The organism is Staphylococcus sp. 11-B-312 (genome assembly GCF_016743055.1).
GTDB lineage: Bacteria > Bacillota > Bacilli > Staphylococcales > Staphylococcaceae > Staphylococcus > Staphylococcus ureilyticus.
The window spans coordinates 517,461-540,862 of sequence record NZ_CP068241.1 but is presented as its reverse complement, the minus strand read 5'-3'; the positions used below and the strand labels follow the sequence as shown (position 1 = coordinate 540,862).

The 23,402-nt window shown below is 32.2% G+C and carries 20 protein-coding genes; 7 read left to right on the top strand and 13 right to left on the bottom strand.

The features are described 5' to 3' along the window. Positions 1–126: 126 nt before the first annotated feature. The 3 genes from JG554_RS02290 to JG554_RS02280 all read right to left on the bottom strand — a co-directional run bounded on the left by JG554_RS02290 (position 127) and on the right by JG554_RS02280 (position 2,352). Positions 127–852 (bottom strand): MerR family transcriptional regulator, encoded by a 726-nt coding sequence (locus JG554_RS02290; protein WP_064209285.1) that lies wholly within the window; start codon positions 850–852, stop codon positions 127–129. A gap of 93 nt (positions 853–945) precedes the next feature. Beyond that, positions 946–1,641 (bottom strand): GTP pyrophosphokinase, encoded by a 696-nt coding sequence (locus JG554_RS02285; RefSeq protein WP_064209284.1) that lies wholly within the window; start codon positions 1,639–1,641, stop codon positions 946–948. Between the two features lie 297 nt (positions 1,642–1,938). Next, positions 1,939–2,352, bottom strand: a complete 414-nt coding sequence (locus JG554_RS02280; protein WP_019470070.1) for a DUF2188 domain-containing protein — start codon at positions 2,350–2,352, stop codon at positions 1,939–1,941. 178 nt (positions 2,353–2,530) lie between these two features. On the opposite strand from JG554_RS02280, the gene JG554_RS02275 reads away from it, so the two are divergent. After that, entirely contained in the window at positions 2,531–3,706 is a 1,176-nt protein-coding gene (locus JG554_RS02275) for a hypothetical protein (RefSeq protein ID WP_019470069.1), read from the top strand. Beyond that, positions 3,687–4,898 (top strand): hypothetical protein, encoded by a 1,212-nt coding sequence (locus tag JG554_RS02270; RefSeq protein ID WP_046206788.1) that lies wholly within the window; start codon positions 3,687–3,689, stop codon positions 4,896–4,898. The genes JG554_RS02275 and JG554_RS02270 overlap by 20 nt, the downstream gene beginning before the upstream one ends. Before the next feature lie 143 nt (positions 4,899–5,041). Here JG554_RS02270 and JG554_RS02265 read toward each other — a convergent pair whose 3' ends face one another. The 4 genes from JG554_RS02265 to JG554_RS02250 all read right to left on the bottom strand — a co-directional run bounded on the left by JG554_RS02265 (position 5,042) and on the right by JG554_RS02250 (position 10,140). Further along, the gene (locus JG554_RS02265; protein ID WP_019470067.1) at positions 5,042–6,958 is read right to left on the bottom strand and encodes an FUSC family protein; all 1,917 of its coding nucleotides are present in this window, start codon (positions 6,956–6,958) and stop codon (positions 5,042–5,044) included. Positions 6,959–7,390: 432 nt separating this feature from the next. Then, positions 7,391–8,089 carry an acetolactate decarboxylase gene (gene budA, locus JG554_RS02260; protein ID WP_070037393.1) on the bottom strand — a complete coding sequence of 233 codons (699 nt, stop codon included), beginning with the start codon at positions 8,087–8,089 and terminating at the stop codon, positions 7,391–7,393. A gap of 439 nt (positions 8,090–8,528) precedes the next feature. Then, positions 8,529–8,813, bottom strand: coding sequence for a putative quinol monooxygenase (locus tag JG554_RS02255; RefSeq protein WP_046206786.1), 285 nt, complete (start codon positions 8,811–8,813; stop codon positions 8,529–8,531). Positions 8,814–8,862: 49 nt separating this feature from the next. Then, positions 8,863–10,140 (bottom strand): pyruvate MFS transporter, encoded by a 1,278-nt coding sequence (locus JG554_RS02250; RefSeq protein ID WP_070037731.1) that lies wholly within the window; start codon positions 10,138–10,140, stop codon positions 8,863–8,865. Between the two features lie 378 nt (positions 10,141–10,518). Between JG554_RS02250 and JG554_RS02245 the strand changes: the two genes are divergently transcribed. Continuing rightward, positions 10,519–11,130, top strand: a complete 612-nt coding sequence (locus JG554_RS02245; RefSeq protein ID WP_070037390.1) for an undecaprenyl phosphate transporter UptA — start codon at positions 10,519–10,521, stop codon at positions 11,128–11,130. 261 nt (positions 11,131–11,391) lie between these two features. On the opposite strand, the gene putP is transcribed toward JG554_RS02245, so the two are convergent. After that, a complete protein-coding gene (gene putP / locus JG554_RS02240; protein ID WP_046206784.1) occupies positions 11,392–12,933 on the bottom strand; it encodes a sodium/proline symporter PutP in 1,542 nt (513 codons plus the stop codon). Positions 12,934–13,401: 468 nt separating this feature from the next. Here putP and JG554_RS02235 point away from each other — a divergent pair, with 468 nt between their 5' ends. Together JG554_RS02235 and JG554_RS02230 are read left to right on the top strand one after the other, a co-directional pair. Next, positions 13,402–15,354 carry a fructose-bisphosphatase class III gene (locus tag JG554_RS02235; RefSeq protein ID WP_070037387.1) on the top strand — a complete coding sequence of 651 codons (1,953 nt, stop codon included), beginning with the start codon at positions 13,402–13,404 and terminating at the stop codon, positions 15,352–15,354. 415 nt (positions 15,355–15,769) lie between these two features. Next, positions 15,770–16,831 (top strand): YkvI family membrane protein, encoded by a 1,062-nt coding sequence (locus JG554_RS02230; protein WP_070037382.1) that lies wholly within the window; start codon positions 15,770–15,772, stop codon positions 16,829–16,831. 122 nt (positions 16,832–16,953) lie between these two features. Here the strand turns inward: JG554_RS02230 and mhqD are convergent, their stop codons facing one another. The 4 genes from mhqD to JG554_RS02210 form a co-directional block, all read right to left on the bottom strand. Continuing rightward, entirely contained in the window at positions 16,954–17,550 is a 597-nt protein-coding gene (gene mhqD / locus JG554_RS02225; RefSeq protein WP_070037380.1) for a methylhydroquinone degradation carboxylesterase MhqD, read from the bottom strand. A 26-nt stretch (positions 17,551–17,576) separates the two neighbouring features. Beyond that, the gene (locus JG554_RS02220) at positions 17,577–18,482 is read right to left on the bottom strand and encodes a VOC family protein (protein WP_070037378.1); all 906 of its coding nucleotides are present in this window, start codon (positions 18,480–18,482) and stop codon (positions 17,577–17,579) included. A gap of 52 nt (positions 18,483–18,534) precedes the next feature. Next, complete coding sequence (gene mhqE / locus JG554_RS02215) at positions 18,535–19,497, bottom strand: ring-cleaving dioxygenase MhqE (protein WP_019470059.1); 963 nt, start codon at positions 19,495–19,497, stop codon at positions 18,535–18,537. Between the two features lie 67 nt (positions 19,498–19,564). After that, on the bottom strand, positions 19,565–20,002 hold the full coding sequence (locus JG554_RS02210; RefSeq protein ID WP_046206973.1) for a MarR family winged helix-turn-helix transcriptional regulator: 438 nt from the start codon (positions 20,000–20,002) through the stop codon (positions 19,565–19,567). A gap of 192 nt (positions 20,003–20,194) precedes the next feature. Here JG554_RS02210 and aldA point away from each other — a divergent pair, with 192 nt between their 5' ends. Next, complete coding sequence (gene aldA, locus JG554_RS02205; protein ID WP_046206780.1) at positions 20,195–21,619, top strand: aldehyde dehydrogenase; 1,425 nt, start codon at positions 20,195–20,197, stop codon at positions 21,617–21,619. 139 nt (positions 21,620–21,758) lie between these two features. Here aldA and JG554_RS02200 read toward each other — a convergent pair whose 3' ends face one another. Continuing rightward, positions 21,759–22,730, bottom strand: coding sequence for a metal ABC transporter solute-binding protein, Zn/Mn family (locus tag JG554_RS02200; protein WP_070037377.1), 972 nt, complete (start codon positions 22,728–22,730; stop codon positions 21,759–21,761). Positions 22,731–22,928: 198 nt separating this feature from the next. Here JG554_RS02200 and JG554_RS02195 point away from each other — a divergent pair, with 198 nt between their 5' ends. Beyond that, entirely contained in the window at positions 22,929–23,207 is a 279-nt protein-coding gene (locus JG554_RS02195) for a GNAT family N-acetyltransferase (protein WP_019470056.1), read from the top strand. Positions 23,208–23,402 lie beyond the last annotated feature (195 nt).

The following is a 23,402-nucleotide window of genomic DNA, read 5'->3' as shown; positions in this document are numbered from 1 at the left end:
CTTGTATACAAGTATAGTAATATACATTCCGTATAATTGCAAGCGCTTGCAATTATACGGAGCATCTCCAAATTCCATAAAAAATCGGCATATCAAGTTTTCACTCGACATACCGATTTTTTCATTTTAATGACTTCCTGTTTTTAACGTTGTTACACAATGATGTGTTTGGTAACAATGCGGGCATTGTAATTTTCTAGTTTTAGGTGTATGTGCAGCAAACATCCACGTCGACAATTTAGGTTTAAATATTTGTTGACAATTCGGACATAAATAACTCACACGTTGATATATCGCTTTTGTCATAATGCCAGCATAAATTACTAGAATAGGTAATGTTGATAAAAAAGGCATCCATTTTTTTAATAATACGCTAGCGATGATAGATGTATATTGTATTATGATCGCAGGACTCAGCTTATATAGCAGTGGCATGTATAACGTCATGCCACGCTGATTTTGAATGACATATTTATGTGTGTTAATCAATTTTTCAATAGGTGCTTGCGCATCTTCACTGATACTGCTTTCCAGTTGTTTCATTTGATAAGCAGTAAGTTTCAATTTTTCAATTTCTTCATTAATTTCAGTTTTCTTTTGATGTAACATAACTTTTACTGCTTGTAACTTTTTGTCGTCTGTTAGTAATATTTTTATGTCTTTCAATGAAAAACCTATCGATTTCAATATTAAGATAATTTCTAAATTTACTTTGCTTTGTTCGTCAAATAATCGTCTACCATTACTTGATGATGGCATCGATTGTAAGAGTCCTTTTTTATCATAATACTGAATCGTTCTTACTGTTACATTGCAATGCTTTGCTAGTTCTCCTGTTTGATATAGTGTCATAAAATAACCTCCTTGACGTTAATCATACATGGTGACCTAACGTAACGAGCAAGTGTAACATTCGTTTTTAGTGCATAATATTTGTTTAAGACTCTAATTCTCAAAAATTTCGGAATGAATATTTTGCATTTTACTTTCAACAGTTGTAATTTCATTGGCACATTGTTTTAAAATTTCTCTATAATCCTCTGTATTTTTATTATTTTTGTAACGTATTTTATGTTCTAAACTCGCCCACATATCCATACCTATTGTTCTAATTTGAATTTCTACTGGTACTTTTTCTACAGAATTCGCTAAAAACACCGGTATTGACACTACAATATGCAAACTTCTATAACCGTTATCTTTTGGATTCATAATATAATCTTTTCGTTTTAATAACTGAACATCCGCCTGTTTTAACAATAATTCTTCAATAACATAAATATCATCTATATAATTACAAACAACTCTTATACCTGCAATATCATAAATATATGCTTTCGCTGACGCTGTGTTGATTTGATATCCTTTTCGATCTAATTTTTTAATCAGACTTCTCATTTCCTTAACACGACGTTCCATGTGATGGATCGGATTATGTTTATACAATTGTTGAAAATGATCGTCTAAAATATCAAGTTTAGTGCTAATTTCTTTTAGTGCGGATGAATATAATTGCTCTAAAGCAACAAAATCAATGACCATTTCAAATGCTTCTTCATAATTATTTATATATGATAAACTCTCTTTAAATTCTTCTTTCAAATCATCCATATTCAACGTTGGTTTACGTTCAATGTACATAAATCGTACCTCCAATAATTCATCTCTTTCCAAACATTATAGCTAAATTTAAAGACTACTTGAAACAATACAGTGAATATTTATCAATGAATGGTTCGAGTCAGAGATTACTTGATATGTGAAAGGGCATTTTTCAGTTTCGGCTGTTTGAGCTCATAAAAATCCATAGCTGCCTATTGTTTGTTCTAAAGCCAACTACTTCAATTGACATGTTTTGTTTTTTTCACTTATACATACAAAAGTCTCTATTCTACTAAATCAAATACATTTTCAGCTTCGCCTTCACGTTTTTTCACACTATTCGTTCATTTTATGTTCAATAATCTGAGTCCTTCTATTATCTGCAATGTTACGTGCTCGCTTCATAGCATCTGCCTTTTTATCGAAGCTATCCGTAGCTTGTTTCGCACCATCAGACTTTATTTTCCACTCACTATTCTCATAATAGACATGAACATCTTTATGATTTAATTGTGGATTTACAGATTGATCACGTTCATGCACAGTGATTTTTTTATTTTTCAACGCTTTCAATTCATCTTCAGTCGCATTTTTGTACCAATCTTCAGCTTGTTTCGTAGCGATTGGAATCGCATTGTCTTCTTGATATCCATCTTTAAGCATTGCATTTCCAATGTCTATTGCTTTTTTTCTTTCCAAGTTTTCCATATTTTTCCAACTTTGTGGATAATCTTCCATCGTCCAAGGCATGTGATAAAACCTCCATATTCAAACTTATATTAATTCTCTTTTACCTCTTTTTTCCTTTAACAAACTAAATAAATGCATTAAAAATGATATAAATATTTAAGACAACTATGATTTGTTCATTAATTGAAAGGGAATGATGAGTAAGAATCAGTGTTAAATAAAAGGAGGTTTAACTAACATGAATCTATCCATTGGCTTAATCCCTTCTCCTGACATGCCTCATAAATTAATCAACAAAATTTATTCAGAGCTCCCAAAAGATTTCACAAAACATGTAGATAATGGCGTGGAATGGCAATTTGAAATACACGTTGCATCTATGATTGGGACTGCGGAACATATGGATAAAGTTTTGGATATTGCATCCAATATGAAGCAACAAAAAAATTGGGATTATACAATTTGTATTACGGATTTACCTAATTTTTCTAAAAATAAAAGTGCATTATGTGATATTGATTTCGATACTAAAACAGCACTTTTATCATTACCAGCGTTGGGAAACTTTAAGTTAAAAGAGAAATTAAGACAGTGCTTAATATTTATTATTGAATATTTACATTCTTCTGGTAGAAACAAAAACACTTTAAACTTTAAGCATTTTAAATTGACTCAATTTAAAGAAGTCATACCTAAGGATAATAATGAAAATTATAGATCCCGTATCATTGCCAAATCTACATTTTTAGGTTGGCTTCATTTGATTTGTGGCATGACTTTTGCCAATGAACCTTGGTCTGCCATTTTTGATTTTAAAAAAATCATATCTGTTTCATTTGCCACAGGAACTTATATAGCAATATTTTCTACACCTTGGGATATCAGTCTTGATTATAGTTATTGGCGGTATATTTTACTGATGTTACTATCTGTATTAGGCATGGTTGGTTGGCTAATTTATTCTTATAAATTATGGGAAAGACCTAGCGCTAATACACAAAAACTTTATCGCTTTATTTATAACATCACGACCTTCACAACCTTATTGACCATCACCTTTTTAAATTTTATAGTACTATATATCTTGTTATCTCTAAGTACAATATTATTTGTACCTCCCGAGTTGTTTTCAAATTGGACATCATTAAACAGTGAGCATCCAACTATTTTAAATTATATTAACTTAATTTGGTTTATTACGTCATTAGGTATACTCGCTGGCGCTATGGGATCCACTGTTGAAAATGCTGAAAAAATTAAACGTGTGACGTATTCTTTTAGACAATACTATAGATCTAAATCACTGGAACAAGAAGATGAAGATAGCTCTAGCGCATATGCAAAAGCTGATTACTACAAGGGCGAAAAACAATCACATCATGAGGAGGGATTAAATGAACACAACAACGGCTAAAATAGGTATTATTGCTGCACCGGGCGTCACTGAAAAAGTAGCGCGTAATCTTGAAATTGATTTGCCCCACATCCTTAGTGAGCAATATGAGCATTCAGTTAAATGGGAAATCGATACAATTATTGATCCTTTGACTGGTTCAGCAGAAAGCGTCCAACAAATTTTCAGTAAAATTGCTGATTATCAAGAGCATAATCAATGGCATTTTACAATTGGACTCACTGACCTACCGATGATTGAACAACAAAAAGTAGTTGCCATTGATATCAATAGACAAAATGGTGCTAGTTTAATTTCTATCCCTGCTTATGGATGGCGTCCAATCAAAAAAAGAATTCAAAACTCTATATTGGCTATTCTAAAGGCAATAGATGAATTTAAGCATTCTGAAAAAATTAACAATAATCATGACGCTATGTCATTGATGAATGCGCAGTTTCCTTTATCAAATTTACAATCACGAACTGTTTATTTTGAAAATACTACCTCACAACATACGCAATATTACGTATCGTCCAAGTCTAAAGGTATTTTTCGTCTTGTTAGTGGTATGACATTTGCAAACAACCCATTTAACATGTTAAAAAGCTTAAGTAATGTTGTGGCAATCGCCTTCACTACAGGTGCCTTTGGAATCATTTTTACGACAATGTGGAATTTAAGCTTTGTATATTCTGAGTGGCGCTTGTTATTAATGATGCTTGTAGCAATTTTCGGTATGATGATTTGGATGATCATTGCACATAATTTATGGGAATCAAAAAAAGAGAGCACGAATAAGCAAATCACTACCTTATACAACTTAACTACAACGATGACTTTAACTGTTTCAGTTATTATTTATTACTTTATTTTGTTCTCACTCTTTTTGATTGCAAGTTTAATTGTGCTCCCCTCAGATTATTTAGGTCAAGCATTACAATTAAAAACATCTGCAGGTTTAACAACTTACATAAACTTAGCTTGGTTTGCTGCATCAATTTCGACTGTAGCTGGTGCAATAGGTGTTGGTCTAAATAATGAAGCACTCATACTTGAAAGTACTTACGGATATAGACAAAAACAGCGATACAAGCAATTGCATAAAGAACAACAACAACAAGAACAACAACAAAGAAAAGCACAAGAAGATATAAAGGAAAAAAGACAAGAAGAAGAAGAAAAAGCTAGAAAACAACAAGATTCCAACTAGATATCGGAAAGTAGCAATGCTTATTAGAGCATTGTTATTTTTCCATATTTGTAAAGACTTCACAAAACACTTCATTAAATTTTAAATATAAAACAAGCCAATGTCATCGGATATTAACTACCGTAACATTGGCTTGTTTTGCATTATTCATGAGGTGATTTATTTGCTTGTCTTGCATTTTGACAATTATGTTGAATACTCATTAAAGAAGTTCTAATGTGCATGTATTGTGGTAAAGTTGCCATTTCTTGAACATTGATATTAGAACCGATTTCAAAATGTTTAGCAATGTTTTCAAATACTAACAAATACTCTCCCATGGTTTCATCATTAATATGGTAACGTTTTTCATTACTTAATGCCCTCGTCAGCATAAAACTGATTTCTTCTAGTGCATATATACTAGGATAATAGTATTGTATAACCCTTTTATTACTAAATACTTCACCATTCGCACTATTATATATTTGTTTCATATTGTTTAGTTGAACACTTAAATGCAACATTTCTTTTTTATCTCGCTCTCTCGATGAGTATTTGTTGCTTGAAAATAAATAATGGAATAACACTGCTTCATTACGAGCTACTGTAGCAAGCGTGCCTGGTAACATTGAAGAAGCAGTCTTTCTACCTATGATCAGTAGCGAAACAACAGCAATAATAATACCAACAATCACATCAATAATTCGTGGAAGTGCTATTAAAATCGAGAGATGGTTCGATGCTAAACCATTTAATAATATAACTTGGATTGTGATAAATATAACTGCAAATGAATAATTTGCTCCAACGAATATTTCTGTTATGCCTGCTGCAACCGCAAGGAGTAATATAGCGATAGGTACAGGTGGTGTAGACAATAGTATTAATGACAGTACAAGTACACCTATAATCGTACCGATACCTCTTGATCCAGCACGTTCAAAACTGTGTAATGTAGTTGAACCTAATAATACTGTATGCGTACTAAGTGGAATCCAATATGCTTTGTCAAAATCAAACATCAATGCGATAAAAATCGCAATTGCCATAATAACGATATAGCGTATAGTATTTCTAAAGACAAATGAATCTATTGTCAAATTCGTAACTAATCGATGACCATAAATAGGTACACGTATATCCACTTCGTGTTCCAGTTGTGCATCATTTGCATTCATTATGGCATCAACTTTGAATATATTATCTACAAGTTTTTGATAAGCTTCATCAATATCAACTTGGCGTGTCCATGTTTTATTTGTCTTACCTTGCGTATATACTAAATTGATTACGTAGTCTACCATCAATTTAATATCTTGAGGTAAAGGCCGTACATTTTTTTCATTTAATTCCAGTAATTCTGAATGTATACCTTGTGCAATATTATGTAGCAATATTAAACGTTGGAATTGTGGTGACTTTTGAGATTTGGCAGAACTTGCAGTGATGAGTTGGTTATCAGTATTTCTAAAAGCAGTCACTGCAAATCGGGATGCTTTTGAAAATGCTTTTGGATCATCAAAATTATAAACTAATTGTTTTATAATATTATAATCATTTTTAATTGATTTAACTTCAGCTGATTCTTTTGACAGTAAAATCACCACGATTACTACAAATGTTGCTAATAAACCTCCGATAAATACTGAAACACCTCTTATTAATGCTTCATCTGGAGCAACTGGTAAATTAATTGGCAAACTGAATGCCACAATAAAAAAAGTTGATGATGGTCCAGGAATGTTTAATGAACTAAATACATAATACGGTATTACTGCTACAATCAATAATAAAATACCAAATATGATGGGTTGATTGACGGTCAACGTGCCTAACATCATTGATAATGCAAATACTATTGAAGTAAAAAATACTGTACGAAGTTTAGACTTTGCCGTACCGCCAAACACATAAATGTGTGCTAACGTACCTGTTGAAATTAATAGACCGATTGAAAAATAATCGACTAAATAACCAATCATTAATGGTAAAAACATTAGTATCGCTTGTCTAATACCTTTAGCAACATCGATTTTCATAGCATTAAATTTTGTGAGTGACTTTAAATATTTAATCAATGGCGATTCACCTCTCCTTTTTATTTTATTTTAACAATGATATTTCATCTGATTTGATGGAAAACATAAAAAAGACGGGTTAGAAATCTAAAATTTATATTTCGATCTCATAGTCCCGTCCCCGTTAAGGTCATTTTGTTTTGTGAAAAACTTGTTATACATAGCTTTAAATATAAATACTTTGCTTTTATACAATATTAAAGATATTTAATTTATCCTTCAGCTCACTTTATCAAATACATAAATCTACAACTGGGGAAGTACATTGTAAAATAGTTCATTTCACAAATTTTGGTTGAGAAATCAGATACATTTTAATTAACGATTACTAAACTATTTTAACACTTTTATTGGTTTCTGCTAGGGCATTTCCTACAAATCGTTATAATGAATATGTTTAATCATTACTATATTCTACTTTAACGAGTAATTTTATTCTGATTGTTTGATGTCTTCGTGCACTGTTGAATAATCAATATCAGATTCTAAAAATGTCGCGTTATTTACTGGGAAATGTTGTTCAAGTGTTTCAATATTACTTATTTCTACATCGCCATGATTCATTTCAAAATCCAATACATGTCCACCTATTGTTTTATCTCTATCTACAAAATGTAAATGGAAACCTCCGGCAGCTATGCCATGAAAAAGTGTTGGTGCATAAAAACCAACGATCGTACCTTCAATTTGATCATAATGAAACTCTGGTTGTTGTTTAGCCGATTCAATTAGTTTAGTATACGGTTTTTCTTGTTTTGGCATCATTCTAACATGTACATTTTCAAATTTCCCAGATATTTTAACCGCAAAAAATAAGTTTTCACTGGCAGCGTAGCTTTTAGTTTGATTTAATACATATTCAGAATCAGTAATATGTCTCACTTCAAAACTAACATCCGGTTGAAATGGTGTGACCGTAGAAAAAGGTGTCATTTCACTACCCTCTAGCTGTTTGAAATTACCATGTGCATCAGCATGATAAGCGATGCCGTCTAATATAATAACTTCACCGTCTGATCCTGTTAACGTACCGATACCTAAATCACCATGTTTTAAAATTTCATTCATTTCCATAGTGCCATCTAATAATCCAGCCATCAATGTACCGAGCGTGCCATGTTGATATAGCATGATATTTTCTCTCCTTATATCAGTATCTTTTTTAAAGAATTTCACTATTCACAATAATTCACAACATATTATTATACAATATAATTGTGTTTTCCAATAACTTTGTGCTCACAAAACATTAATGAAACATGAATATTTCTCGATATCAACCTTATATGCTTTACTTTAAAACTATGATAAAACACACTTTGATTTCATTTATAAATATCGATTCAAGCTATAAATATCGATTCAAGCTATAAATAAACGTCAACTTCGTTTTACCAAGATGGCATCCATCATAGGAAAATGTTCAGTTAATACGCTTCAATATTTCAAAAAAATGAAAGCGCCCGTTTCTATTCAATTGAATTTGAAACGGGCGCTTATCAATTGAATTTGAAACGGGCGCTTATGCGTTAATCATAGATGTTTATCTTCTATACGCTTATGTTATTAATTATTTAATTGTAGCAACTTCTATTTTAGGCGCTTCAAGTAAATAAGTTTCTATTTCTTTAAAAAATGTTTGAAAATGTTCAGATTGATTATGTGCTTCTAATGCAGCTTGATCTTTATATTTTTCTATAAAAGCAAAAGTTTGAGGTTCATTTGTATTTTCAAAGTGCGCATAATATAATGCACCTGCTTCTTGATTTGCTGCAATGACTAAGCGTTCAACCTCTGCTAAATAATTTTCTCTATGTTCTGATTTAATCTTCATTACTGCAGTTACTAAAATCATAAATAACCTCCTAAGATAATCGCTCTTGCAAAGTTTGTTTATAAGGGTATTAAAGTTCTTCTTTTTCAATGATTAACGGTTGATCCGGTTTTACAAAAAACCACATAATTATTGCAAATACTACTGGGATAATAACTAATTCCAACGTCACTGTCCAACCAACAATATCAACCATCATACCTGCTAATAAAGGACTCAGCAATGCACCGATATTGCCCCATAAATTCATCCAGCCAGATACTGAACCAGAAAAATTACGTCCTAAATCTGTAGCTGCCGCCCAACTCATTCCTGTAGCAATTCCTATTCCGCCTAAACATAATGACAACCACAGCACATTTGCTACTAAATTGTTTGTTTGAATTGACATGAATAATGAGATACAAAATACCACAAAACCGATGATTGCAATGGACGCTCTCGCAACAAATCTTGATTTTCCATTTTGTAATAGCTTATCAGAGATTGCACCGCCACATAATATTAATAAGAACATAGCAATCCATGGTGCACCTGCTGCCCAAGCCATATCAGGGTCAGTTAATTTAACATTATATTGTTCCGTTAGATATGTAGGTAACCATATTAAGAATAGTGACACAACAAATTGTACAACAAAATATTGTGCAGCCAATGCATAAAAGCTAAATCTTCTTAAGAAGATATTCCACGGCGCGTTACTTTTTTCAGTTTTTATGATATCACGGTTTTCCATAATATATCTTTTTTCTGCTTCATTTACCATTTTATGTTGTTCCGGTAAATCTTTTGAAATAATAATCCATAATAATGCAATGACAATACCAATAGCACCAAAAATATAAAATACAGCTTGCCATCCAAACATATTAACGATAGCAATCGTAACTACAGGTGCAATCACTGGTCCAAAATATGAACCCGCTAACAATGCACTCGAAGCACGTCCTTTTTCACCTTTAGCAAACCAAAATGAGTTAAACACTGCATTCGAAGGATACATAGGTGCCTCACCTATACCAAATAAAAAACGTACAGCATATAATAAACCATGATTTTTAACAACACCAGTTAAAATCGTGAAAGCACTCCACCATACGAGCGCAATTGTTAACATTTTTTTAGATCCAAATTTTTCTGCCAAAAAACCAGAAGGTACTTGCATCAACGCATACCCTAACGAGAAAAATGATGCTAATAAACCAAACTGTGTTTTCGTCAAATGTAAATCTTCCATCATAGGTCCTGCAATAATGGAAATATTTGATCTATCCATATAAGCAATTACACCTATAATGAAAAACGCAATAGCAAAATACCATCTTATATTTGTTCTTTTTTGTTCCATTTTTTTACCCACACTCTCTCCCTATTTCACTAGTCATCATATGACCTATTGTGTGCCTAGATATTACCACAATATGAAATCGCTTACAACTACTTTTTTCATTTTATGATAATACCTTATTCATTCTTATGAGCAGCGTACACAGTTTATGTGACAGGTATTAACACCAGTTCTTTAAAAACCTAAATCTTCACTATAATATTAGTTGAAATAAGTTTTTCTTAAATCCGTCAGTGCATTGAAATTTCAAGGCAACAAATTTATTAATTATCTTTATATTACCTTAAATATGCATTACACATTAATTTAGATTATAATACAGAAGTAATTAAAAAATACCATCATGTTTGATTAAGAAAAGGAGCGACACTTATCGCCATGGAACAAATACTGACAAACTTTATAAATTCATGGGGTTATACTGCTATTGCAATATTAATCCTATTAGAAAATATATTACCTTTTATTCCATCTGAAATTATTTTGACATTTGCAGGACTGATGACAGTTAAATCTGATTTATCCATACCTTTACTTTTTATCATATCTACCATTTCATCGTTAATCGGTTTAATCATACTTTATTACATTAGTAGTATCGTCTCTGAAGAACGTTTATATCGTTTTGTTGATAAATATGGAAAATGGATCAAACTCAAAGGAAAAGATATTGCTCGCGCTAATGAATGGTTTAAAAAATACGGTGCTATTGCAGTCTTTCTTTGTCGCTTTATTCCTGTTTTACGCGTATTAATCACCATACCAGCAGGCATTAATAGAATGAATATTGTATTATTTACTATTCTTTCGTTAATAGGTACTACAATTTGGAACATTGCACTCATCTTCTTAGGTAGCATGTTGAGCAACAGTTTTGATACGTTAATGAATGGCTTACACACTTATTCATATATTATGTATGTCATCATCGCTATAGCTGTCGTATATCTCTTTATTCGTATCTACAAAAAGAATCGCACACATCAATAAGTGTACGCTTTGCTTTAGTTTAAAACTTTTTACGTCATTTGCTCGTATAACTGATATCTATCTTAGCAATCAGACAAAATCCGTAGGGTTTTTGTCTGATTTTTTTATAAAAAAAGACTAACTTCCCCCTTTGAAGTTAGTCTTTCACGATCTTTAATTTCTCCCTAAAATTTTGAGCAGAAAATTTTCTATTACTTATGTGCGCTTTTAATATTTATATAATCAAAATACTACCCCTTTATCAAACTACTATGATAATGATTACTTATTACCTTTTACTATTTGACGAACTTCTTCTAAATCGCCTTCTACATCAATTTGAGGTTTCTTCGTCATTTTACTAACTAAAATGGTAACAATTAAACTTGTTAAAAATCCTGGAACAATCTCATACAAATTAAAGAAATCATTAATTTCACCTAATGGTTTAACAAAAGCAATCCAAACAATTACAACAATTGCACCTGAAATCATTCCGCTGACTGCACCAGTACGACTTAAACCTTTCCAATATAAACTCATTAATACAAGTGGTCCAAATGCAGCACCAAAACCTGCCCAAGCGTTACCTACAAGATTTAAAATTGTGTCATTAGGTGACCATGCAATGATAATTGATACAATTGCAACTAAAACAACTGACATACGTCCCACAAAAACAAATTCTTTTTCATGTTTTTTTGCTGCTTCCTCACCACGGAACAATTTATAAAAATCTTCAGTTAATGAACTTGATGTCACCAATAGTTGTGACGAAATCGTACTCATAATCGCTGCTAAAATAGCTGCAAGTAAGAAACCGCCCACAAGTGGATGGAACAATATTTGACCCATTAATATAAACAATGTCTCTGGATCCTCAAGTGTTACACCACCACGATTGACAAATGTAATACCTACAAGACCTACACCAACTGCACCCAGTAAGCTAATTGCCATCCAACCTATGCCAAAACGTCTTGCTGTCGGTAATTGTTTCACTGATTTAATAGACATAAAACGCACAATAATATGTGGTTGTCCAAAATAACCTAATCCCCAAGCAAAGAATGATATGATACCAATAACCGTTGTACCTTTAAATAAATCAAGGTTTGTCGGTTTCAAATCTGCCGCTTGCGATAAAGTATCCAATCCACTTAATTGCATCATCGCTACTATTGGTACCATGACCATAGCAATTAACATGATTACCCCTTGGAAAAAGTCTGTTAACGACACGGCTAAATATCCGCCAAAGAAAGTATACGCAATTACAATAATAGCAACTAATAATAATCCAAAATGGTAGTTTAAACCAAAAGCACTATCAAATAATTTACCACCTGCAACCATTCCAGAATGAGTATACAGTGTAAAGAACACGACAATAATACCACCTGATATAATTTTAATCACATTTGATTGATCATCTAAACGATTTCTAAAGAAATCAGGTAATGTTATTGCATCTCCAGCTTTTTCTGTATACACACGTAACCGTGGGGCTACAACGAGATAATTTATGTATGCACCAATAGTCAGACCGATTGCCAACCATGCAGCTGATAATCCTGTCGTATAAACTTCACCAGGCAATCCCATAATCATCCAACCACTCATATCTGATGCTCCAGCAGATAATGCTGTAACATAAGGTCCTATGTTTCTACCACCTAACATATACTCACTGATATTACCTGTCGCTTGCTTATAGCCGTAATATCCAATGACTAATAGCACAACAAAATACGCACCAAGCATAATATATGTCTGCCAGTTTGGATTTACTTGACTCGATAACGATGCTCCCAAAGTAAACATAAAATAAACTCCCTTTGTATAATTTTGTTACATGCACTTATTATACAAAAGTTTAAAAATTTTTAAACCGCTATTTAAAAAATATTTTTTGTAAATACATTCCAAATCACCTTCAATACGCTCAAAACAATTGTTATCAAGCTATTTTTATCGCTTTAAATAATATGTGCATTTTTACAATTATAGGGTTAAATACTTATTTTTCTAATTCAAAAAAATGTATGTTTCCTACAATATTTACATTTATATGAGAATTTGTTTATTTGAGTAACATCGTTATTTTTAACAATTTTACCGCTTTTTTGACAAAAAAATGAAGCCATTCCCATTAATTAAAAGATAGTATAAATAATGTAATCAATACTAGACACTCACCCCAAAAATAATGCTACAATATTACACATACAATGGAAACGTTTTATTAAATAGAATGAGTAACAAAACTACCTAATTGGAGTGACATAAATAATGCATGATGCAACAGAAAAAAGTGTAAAAGAAAAATATTTAGATTTATTATCTCAACAATTTAATAACAGAGAGGAATTAGCAACTGAAATTATAAATCTTGAGTCTATTTTAGAACTTCCAAAAGGCACGGAACATTTCGTCAGCGACCTACATGGAGAATTCCATGCATTTCAACATGTATTAAGAAATGGTTCAGGAAATGTTCGTTCTAAAATCAGTGATATATTTCAAGATACTTTGACACGACAAGAAATAAATGAATTTTCGGCACTTGTATATTATCCAGAAGAAAAATTAAAATTAATTAAAAATAGTTTCACCTCAAAAGAGCGCTTAGATGAATGGTATATCACAACGATTAATCGTCTTATCAAATTAGTCACTTATGCTTCTTCTAAATATACACGAACAAAATTACGCAAAACTTTACCTAAAAATTATATTTTTATAATAGAAGAGCTATTATATAAAAGTAATAAATATAATAATAAACATTCATATTATCAGACGCTAATGAATCAAATTATTGAACTCGAACAATCAGATGATCTGATTATCGGTCTGTCCTTTACAATTCAACATCTCGTGGTGAACCATTTACACGTTGTAGGTGATATTTATGATCGTGGTCCAGAACCTGATAAAATCATGGACACCTTAATTGACTATCCTTCTGTTGATGTACAATGGGGAAATCATGATGTCTTGTGGATTGGTGCCTATGCTGGTTCTAAAGTGTGCTTAGCAAATTTACTCAGAATTTGTGCGCGTTATGATAACTTAGACATTATTGAAGATGCTTATGGTATTAATTTACGTCCATTATTAACACTTGCTGAAAAATACTATTCAGGTGACAATCCTGCTTTCAAACCTAAAAATGCTGAAGGACTGTCTCAATCCGAAATAGAACAAATCACTAAAATTCACCAAGCAATCGCAATCATCCAATTTAAACTAGAAGCACCTATCATTAAGCGTAGACCTAACTTTGAAATGGAAGAACGATTAGTGTTGGAAAGCATCGACTATGAAAATCATACAGCCACACTTTATGGTAAAACTTATGCTTTAGAACATACTTGTTTCCAAACAATTGATCCAAGCAACCCTAACGCATTAACTGAAGATGAACACGAAGTAATAGAAAAATTATTATTATCAGTGCAACAATCTGAAAAATTAAAACGTCACATGACATTTTTAATGCAAAAAGGGAAACTTTACCTTCCTTATAATGGCAATTTGCTAATTCATGGTTGTATTCCTGTGGATGAAAATGGAGAAATGGAATCTATGGTTATTGATGGTGAAAAATGCTATGGCAGAGATTTGCTCGACCATTTCGAATACTTTGTAAGAGAGGCATTTGACCATAAAGACATACATGATGATCTAGCAACGGATCTTGTTTGGTATCTATGGACAGGTAAGTATTCGTCCTTATTTGGAAAAAGAGCAATGACAACATTTGAACGTTATTTTATTAATGATAAATCAGCACATAAAGAAACTAAAAACCCTTATTATTATTTACGTGAAGACGTAAATATGTGCAAAAAAATGTTAAAAGATTTCGGTTTAGATCCAGAAGAAGGACATATAATCAATGGCCATACACCAGTTAAAGAAATTGACGGCGAAAACCCAATCAAAGCAAGTGGTAAAATGATTGTCATCGACGGTGGATTTTCAAAAGCCTACCAATCTACAACTGGTATTGCTGGCTATACTTTACTCTATAATTCTTTTGGAATGCAGCTTGTAGCACACCAACACTTTAATTCTAAAAAACATGTCTTGCTCAATGGGGCTGACGAACTTTCTATAAGACGCGTGGTAGACAAAGAGTTAAAACGTAAAAAAATACGTGATACTAATACTGGTAAAGATATACAAGAAAAAATTGATGTGTTAAAAGTATTGATGCATGACCGATTTGTCAACTAATTTTATCCATGACTTCTTCATAAAATGATAATGAAATAATGCTGTATCCAGTGACTAAAAGTCCAAAAAAACAACGCGGCGAATGCTACGTTGTTTCATAAAAATATAGAAAACGACACTATTTATAAACGCCGTTCTCTTAAATTGCAAACTTAATCAAAGCACCATTTTCTAGGCTGTTAATCCCTAAATCCCATGGGTATGCAGCCTAGTTTTTTTAGGTTCTGACTTTATGAATATTTGCAACTTGTTTACTCAACCTTTGAGCTGCTTCGTTCTCTCAAAAAATACAAATGTATATATGATATGAACTTTATGATTTATTTCTCGTTTCGTTTAAGATAAAATAAATCATTGTGATGTTTATTAAATAAGTATGATTACCATATGTATGGCAAGAAAGGATTCCAATTATATGTCTAGTTTAAAAGAAAGTATCATCGTTGCTTTTGCGTTTGTAGGTGTTGTTGTGGGTGCCGGCTTTGCAACGGGCCAAGAAATTTTCCAATTTTTTACTAGCAATGGTAAATTTAGTGTTTTAGGCGTTATTATCACCGGATTTATCATTACCATAGCTGGTGTATTTGTATTAAATACAGGCTACCGGTTGCGTTCACACAGCCATACTGAGCCCATAAAGTTTTACCTACCTCGAACAATTGCGACAATGTTTGATATGATTTTAACACTGTTTTTACTTGCATTAGCTATGATAATGACAGCTGGTGGCGTTTCAACGATTCATGAAAATTTTGGTATACCTTATGTCATTAGCGCTTTGATTTTAGTCATTATTATCTTGGCTACTTTATGCTTAAAATTTGATCGTTTAATCACTGTTTTAGGTATGGTTACACCATTTTTAATTATTATTGTATCAATAATTGCTATTTATTATTTCACTACTGGAAGTTTTGACTTTGATTCAGCGTCGCAATATGCCAATAGTGGCACACGTACAGATAAATGGTGGTGGTTTGATGCAATTAATTATGGCAGTTTGCAAATTGCAGCTGCGTTTAGTTTTCTTTCTGTAATGGGGGGACGTATAAAATCTGAAAAGGCAACATATTTAGGTGGTATTTTAGGTGGCATGGTCATAACGTTTTTATTATTAATGTTAAACCTTGGTATGGTCACAGAATTTACAAAAATAACAAATGTAGCGTTACCGTCACTATTATTGGCAAAACAAATTTCACCTGTGATTGGTCATTTTATGGCCATTATCATGGTATTAGTGATTTATAATACAGTTGTGGGCTTAATGTATGCATTTGCCTCTCGTTTCACAGAACCATATAAACAAAATTATTATATTTTAATTATAATTATTGCAATTATTACATTTGCTACTACGTTTGTCGGTTTTATTGAGTTAATTGGAAAAGTATTTCCATTGATGGGACTCTTTGGTTTTATTTTGTTAATTCCTATATTAATCAAAGGTATCTTTTATAAATCACATTCATCATAACAAAAACCTCTAGACGAGAGTTTCAATATTATCATCATTCAATCATAATATTGAGTTGGTCTAGAGGTTTTTTATTTTGCTATCGCAGCACTTACATATCATTATTCTAATTAAATTGTTATTTATTCATCTTCTAATAATGATTGGCCCGCAATAATGCCTTCACGTGTCAACTCGTGACTATTCACCCATATTTGTTTAACTGTTGCGCCAGCTTGATTAAAGATATCAATCACATGTTGACTATCCTGAACAGAAACGATAGGGTCATTTTCACCCATTGATAATAATACCTTAGAATTGGATAAATCTTTGTCATTTACTGACTCTAAAGGATATAAAGGTGCGTAAAGTAGTGCTTTATTAAATGAAATATCTGGGTGTAACATCATGCTTATCGCAATATTAGAACCATTAGAGAAGCCTACTGGTATAGCTTGGGTCAAATCAAAATGATACGTTTCAGCCGCTTCTTTTAAAAATTGTATTAAATTGTTTGTTCTATATTTCAAATTTTCAACATCATATTGTCCTTCACCATATCTCTTGAAGAAACGATTCATACCATTTTCCGAAACTTCTCCTCTTACACTTAGTACATTATAACTTGCATTTAATGCTTGTGCTAAAGGTAAAAGATCATGTTCATCTCCACCTGTGCCATGTAATAAAATAAAAGTTGGACCGTTTAAATCACCTTGTTTAAAAATGTGTTCCATTATTTATCATCTCCTTTTTAATATACTTATATTCGAATAGGTGGTAATAATTTCAATAATGCTTCTCTTTGTTCCTCATATTGTGGCGGTAACATAAGATGTGTACCCAAGTCTTCAAATCGTTCATCTATCGTAAATCCTGGTCCTTCAGTAGCAAACTCAAAAATAATGCCACCACGTTCTTTCATGTAAATAGCATTAAAATAATTGCGATCTTTCACTTCCGTTACATGATAGCCCTTGTCTTTCATTTTCATTTGCCAAGCTTTGTGTTCCTCATCATTAGGTACTGACCAGGCAATATGATGCACGACACCAACACCCCATCGTACACGCACATCGGCAACTTCTTTTTGAACTATCACATGGTGTCGCCATTCTCCTTTAGTTTCAAGGTGAATATGACGCTTATTTTCATCTATTAGCTCTAACCCCATATCCTCATTTAATGTTCGTACTGTTTGATATGGCTCAATTGATAGCATGCTAACACCATGAAAACCTATAATATTTTCTCCACTATCGTACGTATGCACTTCATCAGCTTCCACAAGTGCTAATGGTAACGCATGTGTATCTGAAAATTCGACCGTAGCTTTATTAAATAATTGTGTTCTCGCAGTTTCTATCCCATGTGATTGCAAATGTTTTTCCCAATCTTCTAATGATCCTTTAGGCACTCGAAATGCTATACGTTGAACCTGACCAGAACCGATACGTCCTTTATAATTGTTGGGCCAATTAAAAAATGTCAATATTGTTCCATTATCCACATTGCCATTCGCAAAATATAGATGGTACGTGGAAGGATCATCAAAATTCACTGTTTTCTTAATTAATTTTAAATTGAGTATATCTCTATAAAATTGAATATTCTCTTCTGGATTACCTACAATCGCCGAAATATGATGAATATGACTAATATCTTCCATAAAATAACTACCCTCTCACTTTTTAATATTAAGATTTAAGCAATCTCACAATTTAATGCGAACGTCTTGTATCAAATGGACGCACTTCTGATTCTATATAATCACGTTTTTCTTCTAAAAATGGTGGTAATGCAAGGCTTTCGCCCAATGTTTCATATGGTTCATCTCCCATAAATCCAGGTCCATCTGTAGAAACTTCAATCAAAATATGACCAATACGTGCATATAATGCTTCAAAATAAAATCTATCTACTAAGCCTGAGTTACCAATACCATACTGTTCATATTTTTCTAACCATTTAGATATTGCCTCATGATCTTTTAATCTGAATGAAACATGATGCACTTCACCATAACCTTGTCTTGCTTCTGGTCCAGTTGCATCTTTTCTTAAAAAGACTTGGCCACCATTACCACCTTCACCTACTTCTAATACTGCAACGTTTTCTTCTTCTATAATTGTTGTCATACCAAATATATCTTCTAAAATCTTTTTAAAGTCTTCAAAATAACTAACAGTTATTTCAATCGGGCCTAGACCATAAATCGCTTTATCTGTTGGTACTGGGCCTTCTTTCCATGGTTGACCAGCTGCCACACCTTTATTGTTTTCATCTGAGATTAATTGATAACTTTGTCCATCTGCTTCTTCAAAAGGCAATACTTTTTTACCAAATAATGTTTGAATGCCTTCATGTTTAATATTATATTCATTAAATCTTTGTTCATAATATGCTAACGCTGCATCATCAGGCACACGAAATGACGGACGTGTAATTGAATTTGTACCAGAATGCCCTTGAGGAACATTAGGAAAATCAAAAAATGTCATATCTGTACCTGGAGAACCAACATCATCTGCAAAGAATGTATGATAAGTATATATATCATCTTGGTTTACAGTCTTTTTCACAAGTCTCATTCCTAATACTTCAGTAAAAAATTTATAGTTTCGTTCAGCATCATCTGTGATTGCTGTTACATGGTGTATTCCTAATAATTGAGTGTTTGTCATAATAAAACTCCTTTTTCCATTATATTTATCTCGATTTCGAAGTAATTTTGAATAAAATTTTTAAGTGCTACGACTTATTGATAGGTTGAGCACTTAATTTTTTTAAAGCTTGTTGCAATGTTGCTAATTCTTCGTTTGACAATACTGAGAAAGTTGATTCTAACGTAGCTGCATGTTCTGGAAATATATCATTCATTAGTGCATGTCCTTCTTCTGTAATTGAAGCATTCGTTACGCGCTTATCCTGTATATTTCGAATTCTTACTACATATCCTTTTGCTTCTAACTTATCAACGACATATGTGATACTGCTACTCGCAATTAAAACTCTGTCACCAATACGTTGTATCGGCTGATCACCTTTATTATATAATAACTCTAAAACTGCAAACTCCGTTATATTCAAACCATAACGTTGAATATCATTTCTAACGATTTGTTCTAAATGATCTACGGTTCGATTTAAACCAATAAAGGTATTCAATGACTCTTTAGTACGATTCATTGCATCACCAACTTTCAATTTATTTCGATTTCGAGATAAATTATAATACCCTTTTGAACATAAGTCAACACATTAAGTATAAAAAATATACTAACATCCGATTACTTAACAAAACCAAAGTTTTATGATTATTTCTCAAACCGTTTCTTCTGCTCAAATAAGTGGTATATATCATAGTGTGGAGGTGTCGAAATGAATAAATTATTTATAAACAACCAATTTGTAGAAAGTGAGTCTAATGACACAATGAATGTCATTAATCCTGCGACAGAAGAAATCATAGACACAATTACATTTGCGACTAAAGACGAAGTAAATTCAGCTGTGGAAAAATCTAAACATGCACAATTAGAATGGGAAAAGGTCCCTCAACCAACACGTGCTGACCATGTAAAAATGCTAATTCCGTTATTAGAAGAACATAAAGAAAAAATTGCAAAATTATATGTTCAAGAACAAGGTAAAACACTCAATTCAGCAATCGGTGAAATAAACAAGGCAATACACTTTATAGATTATATGACAAGTCAAAGTATGAATAGCAAAGGTGAAGTGATTCAAAATAGTCGTGAAAATGAGACGATACAATTAACTAAAAAACCTATTGGTGTGACAGCAGGTATCGTACCATGGAATGCACCCATCATGGTATTAATGAGAAAGGTCATTCCTGCTATAATCTCAGGTTGTTCTGTAATAATAAAACCTAGTGAAGAAACATCATTAGTAACTTTAAAAATTGCAGAATTGTTCCGACAATCAACGATTCCTGCGGGTCTTATTCAAATTGTTCCTGGTAAAGGAGAAACTGTAGGTACGCAATTAGCAGAACATCCAGATATACAATTAATATCAATCACAGGTAGTATGCGCGCGGGTAAATCCGTTTATGCCAAAAGTGCCCAAACGGTTAAAAAAGTTAATCTTGAACTTGGCGGTAATGCGCCTGTAATAGTGACACCAAATGCCAATTTAAATAAGGCAGTTGATTACATTGTGGCTGCTAGAATTAATAACGCAGGACAAGTATGTACTTGTCCTGAACGCATCTTTGTTCATCATGATATTCACGAAACTTTCATTAATAAACTAAAAGATAAAATGGAGACTCTAAATGTAGGCGATCCATTCGATGATCAAACTGATTTCGGTGCAATTATCAATCAAAAACAATTAGCAAGCATAGATGAAAAAGTTCAAAAGGCAATTCAAAATGGGGCTCAATTAATTACAGGTGGCAGCATCATAAATCGTTCTGGTTATTTTTATGAACCAACGATTTTAGACCAAGTTAATCCAGACGACGAAGCTTTTAAAGAAGAAATTTTCGGCCCTGTACTACCTATAATTAAGTATTCTGATTTTGCAGCAGCTATTGAACACGCCAATCACACAAATGCCGGTTTATCATCTTATATATTTTCAGAAGATTTAAAAGAAGTAATGACAGCAACTGAACGTCTTAAATTTGGTGAGGTTTATGCAAATTGTGAAGCAGAAGAAGTTGTGAATGGATATCATGCTGGTTGGAGAGAGTCAGGTATTGGAGGCGCTGATGGTATTCGTGGGCTTGAAGAATATTATAATACAACAGTGTCTTACATCAGATATGATTAAAAATGTTAATTATTGAAAAATACAAAACATGTTGAAATGACTAAATGTATATTAAAAAACGATGATGGTACTTTCTATCACAAAATCAAAAGAGGTTGAGACAAATTTTTTGTCTCAACCTCTTATCTTTATATTAAAATTACTCATTAAGTGCTTTATTTAATGACTTCATATTTTCTTTCATTAAAGATTGATAAGATATTTGCTTATCCTCTATATCTTCTTTTGATAAGGTTGCCATATTATGAAATTTTAGTGGGGTTGTATTAGATTCTTTTTGAATAACATTTGTAACTTTAGATGTTATATTTTGTTCATATAATACATAAGGTTGTTTAGTTTTATTTATATTTTGAACGATATTCATGAGTTCACGTTGACTAGGTTCTTCATTATTCATGCCACTAACACCTTGCTGTTTAAAATGATAGCGATTTGCAAGATAACCTATAGAGTCATGAGAAATTATGGCTGTATCACGTTTAGGATGTTGTGTGATTCGCTTCATCTCATGATCAATTTCATTCATATCCTTTATCAAATGATTATAATTACGCGTGTAATACGTTTTGTGCTTAGGATCCTTCTCGATCAAATCATTTTTAATCACCTTAGCAAATTTTTTATTTAACACCGGATCTAGCCATACATGTGGATCTTCCCCCCCATGATTATGACTTTCATGTGTTTCATGGTGTTCATGTTCGTCATGATCGTCATGTGCTTCATGATTTGAAATTAAATCATGATGATCAAGGTGTGCAGCAACAGGTAACTTCAAATTATTATTTTTAATTGAACTTGCAATTTTCTTGGCAACGGGATCCATTTCTTCATTCGAATAGATAAACAAGTCACTTTTAGCGATATTAATCATTTCTTTTTGTGTCGGTTCAAAAGAGTGCATATCTGCACCAGGTGGATAAATCGAATCAACTTCTACATATTTGCCTCCAATCTGATTAGTGAAACTTTGGAATGCAAAGGCTGTCGTATATATTTTTAATCTATTGTTCGAACTGACGTCTTTTTTCTCAGAATTTATATTTCCGCATGCACTTAACAATACGATGAATATACAGGTCAGAATAAGTAACATAATTTTTTTCAAAAAACGCCCCTCCAAATCGAAATTATTCCGTTAAAACTATAAACTTATTTTCACATTTTTTCAATGGTTTTTTATTATTCTTCAATTTTTACTAACATCATTTATGTTTGAAATATATGCTTAATTTTAAAATTTGTTTAACTTAAGGCAAAATGTGATATTAAATATATATGATGTTAATAACATGGAGGTGTTAGAATGGCGGAAATCAAACAAGGTACAAATAAATTTTATGTAGGCGATAACGAAGATAATCCACAAGCGGAGATTACATTTCAATCTCAAGGTGACAACCATATAATCATTGACCATACAGGTGTACCAGATGAACTTGGTGGTCAAGGTTTAGGTTCACAACTTGTAAAATCAGTAGTTGACTATGCACGTGATAACAATTTAAAAGTCTCCGCGACATGCCCTTTTGCTAAGTCAGTTATTGAGAAAAAACCAGAATTTCAAGATGTATATGCAGATTAATTAGGTGTCTACAACCTTTTCAAAGTCCAAAATAAATTTGGATATAAAACATCTTAAACTAAATCATCATTTTGAATGAGCCTGGGATGAATCAGTAGTCCCCCAGGCTCATTTGCTTTGTTTATTCTTTAAACCTACATTCGATTCTAATACATAACGAACGCACTTCCATAATTATAAAATATAGAGCTACCT

Coding starts and splice junctions, on each gene's coding strand:
- JG554_RS02290 (WP_064209285.1), bottom strand. CDS start 852: ATGACACTATATCAAACAGGAGAACTAGCAAAGCATTGCAATGTAACA.
- JG554_RS02285 (WP_064209284.1), bottom strand. CDS start 1,641: ATGTACATTGAACGTAAACCAACGTTGAATATGGATGATTTGAAAGAA.
- JG554_RS02280 (WP_019470070.1), bottom strand. CDS start 2,352: ATGCCTTGGACGATGGAAGATTATCCACAAAGTTGGAAAAATATGGAA.
- JG554_RS02275 (WP_019470069.1), top strand. CDS start 2,531: ATGAATCTATCCATTGGCTTAATCCCTTCTCCTGACATGCCTCATAAA.
- JG554_RS02270 (WP_046206788.1), top strand. CDS start 3,687: ATGAACACAACAACGGCTAAAATAGGTATTATTGCTGCACCGGGCGTC.
- budA (WP_070037393.1), bottom strand. CDS start 8,089: ATGCTATATCAACATGGCACGCTCGGTACATTGATGGCTGGATTATTA.
- JG554_RS02255 (WP_046206786.1), bottom strand. CDS start 8,813: ATGATTTTAGTAACTGCAGTAATGAAGATTAAATCAGAACATAGAGAA.
- JG554_RS02250 (WP_070037731.1), bottom strand. CDS start 10,140: ATGGAACAAAAAAGAACAAATATAAGATGGTATTTTGCTATTGCGTTT.
- JG554_RS02245 (WP_070037390.1), top strand. CDS start 10,519: ATGGAACAAATACTGACAAACTTTATAAATTCATGGGGTTATACTGCT.
- putP (WP_046206784.1), bottom strand. CDS start 12,933: ATGTTTACTTTGGGAGCATCGTTATCGAGTCAAGTAAATCCAAACTGG.
- JG554_RS02235 (WP_070037387.1), top strand. CDS start 13,402: ATGCATGATGCAACAGAAAAAAGTGTAAAAGAAAAATATTTAGATTTA.
- JG554_RS02230 (WP_070037382.1), top strand. CDS start 15,770: ATGTCTAGTTTAAAAGAAAGTATCATCGTTGCTTTTGCGTTTGTAGGT.
- mhqD (WP_070037380.1), bottom strand. CDS start 17,550: ATGGAACACATTTTTAAACAAGGTGATTTAAACGGTCCAACTTTTATT.
- JG554_RS02220 (WP_070037378.1), bottom strand. CDS start 18,482: ATGGAAGATATTAGTCATATTCATCATATTTCGGCGATTGTAGGTAAT.
- mhqE (WP_019470059.1), bottom strand. CDS start 19,497: ATGACAAACACTCAATTATTAGGAATACACCATGTAACAGCAATCACA.
- JG554_RS02210 (WP_046206973.1), bottom strand. CDS start 20,002: ATGAATCGTACTAAAGAGTCATTGAATACCTTTATTGGTTTAAATCGA.
- aldA (WP_046206780.1), top strand. CDS start 20,195: ATGAATAAATTATTTATAAACAACCAATTTGTAGAAAGTGAGTCTAAT.
- JG554_RS02195 (WP_019470056.1), top strand. CDS start 22,929: ATGGCGGAAATCAAACAAGGTACAAATAAATTTTATGTAGGCGATAAC.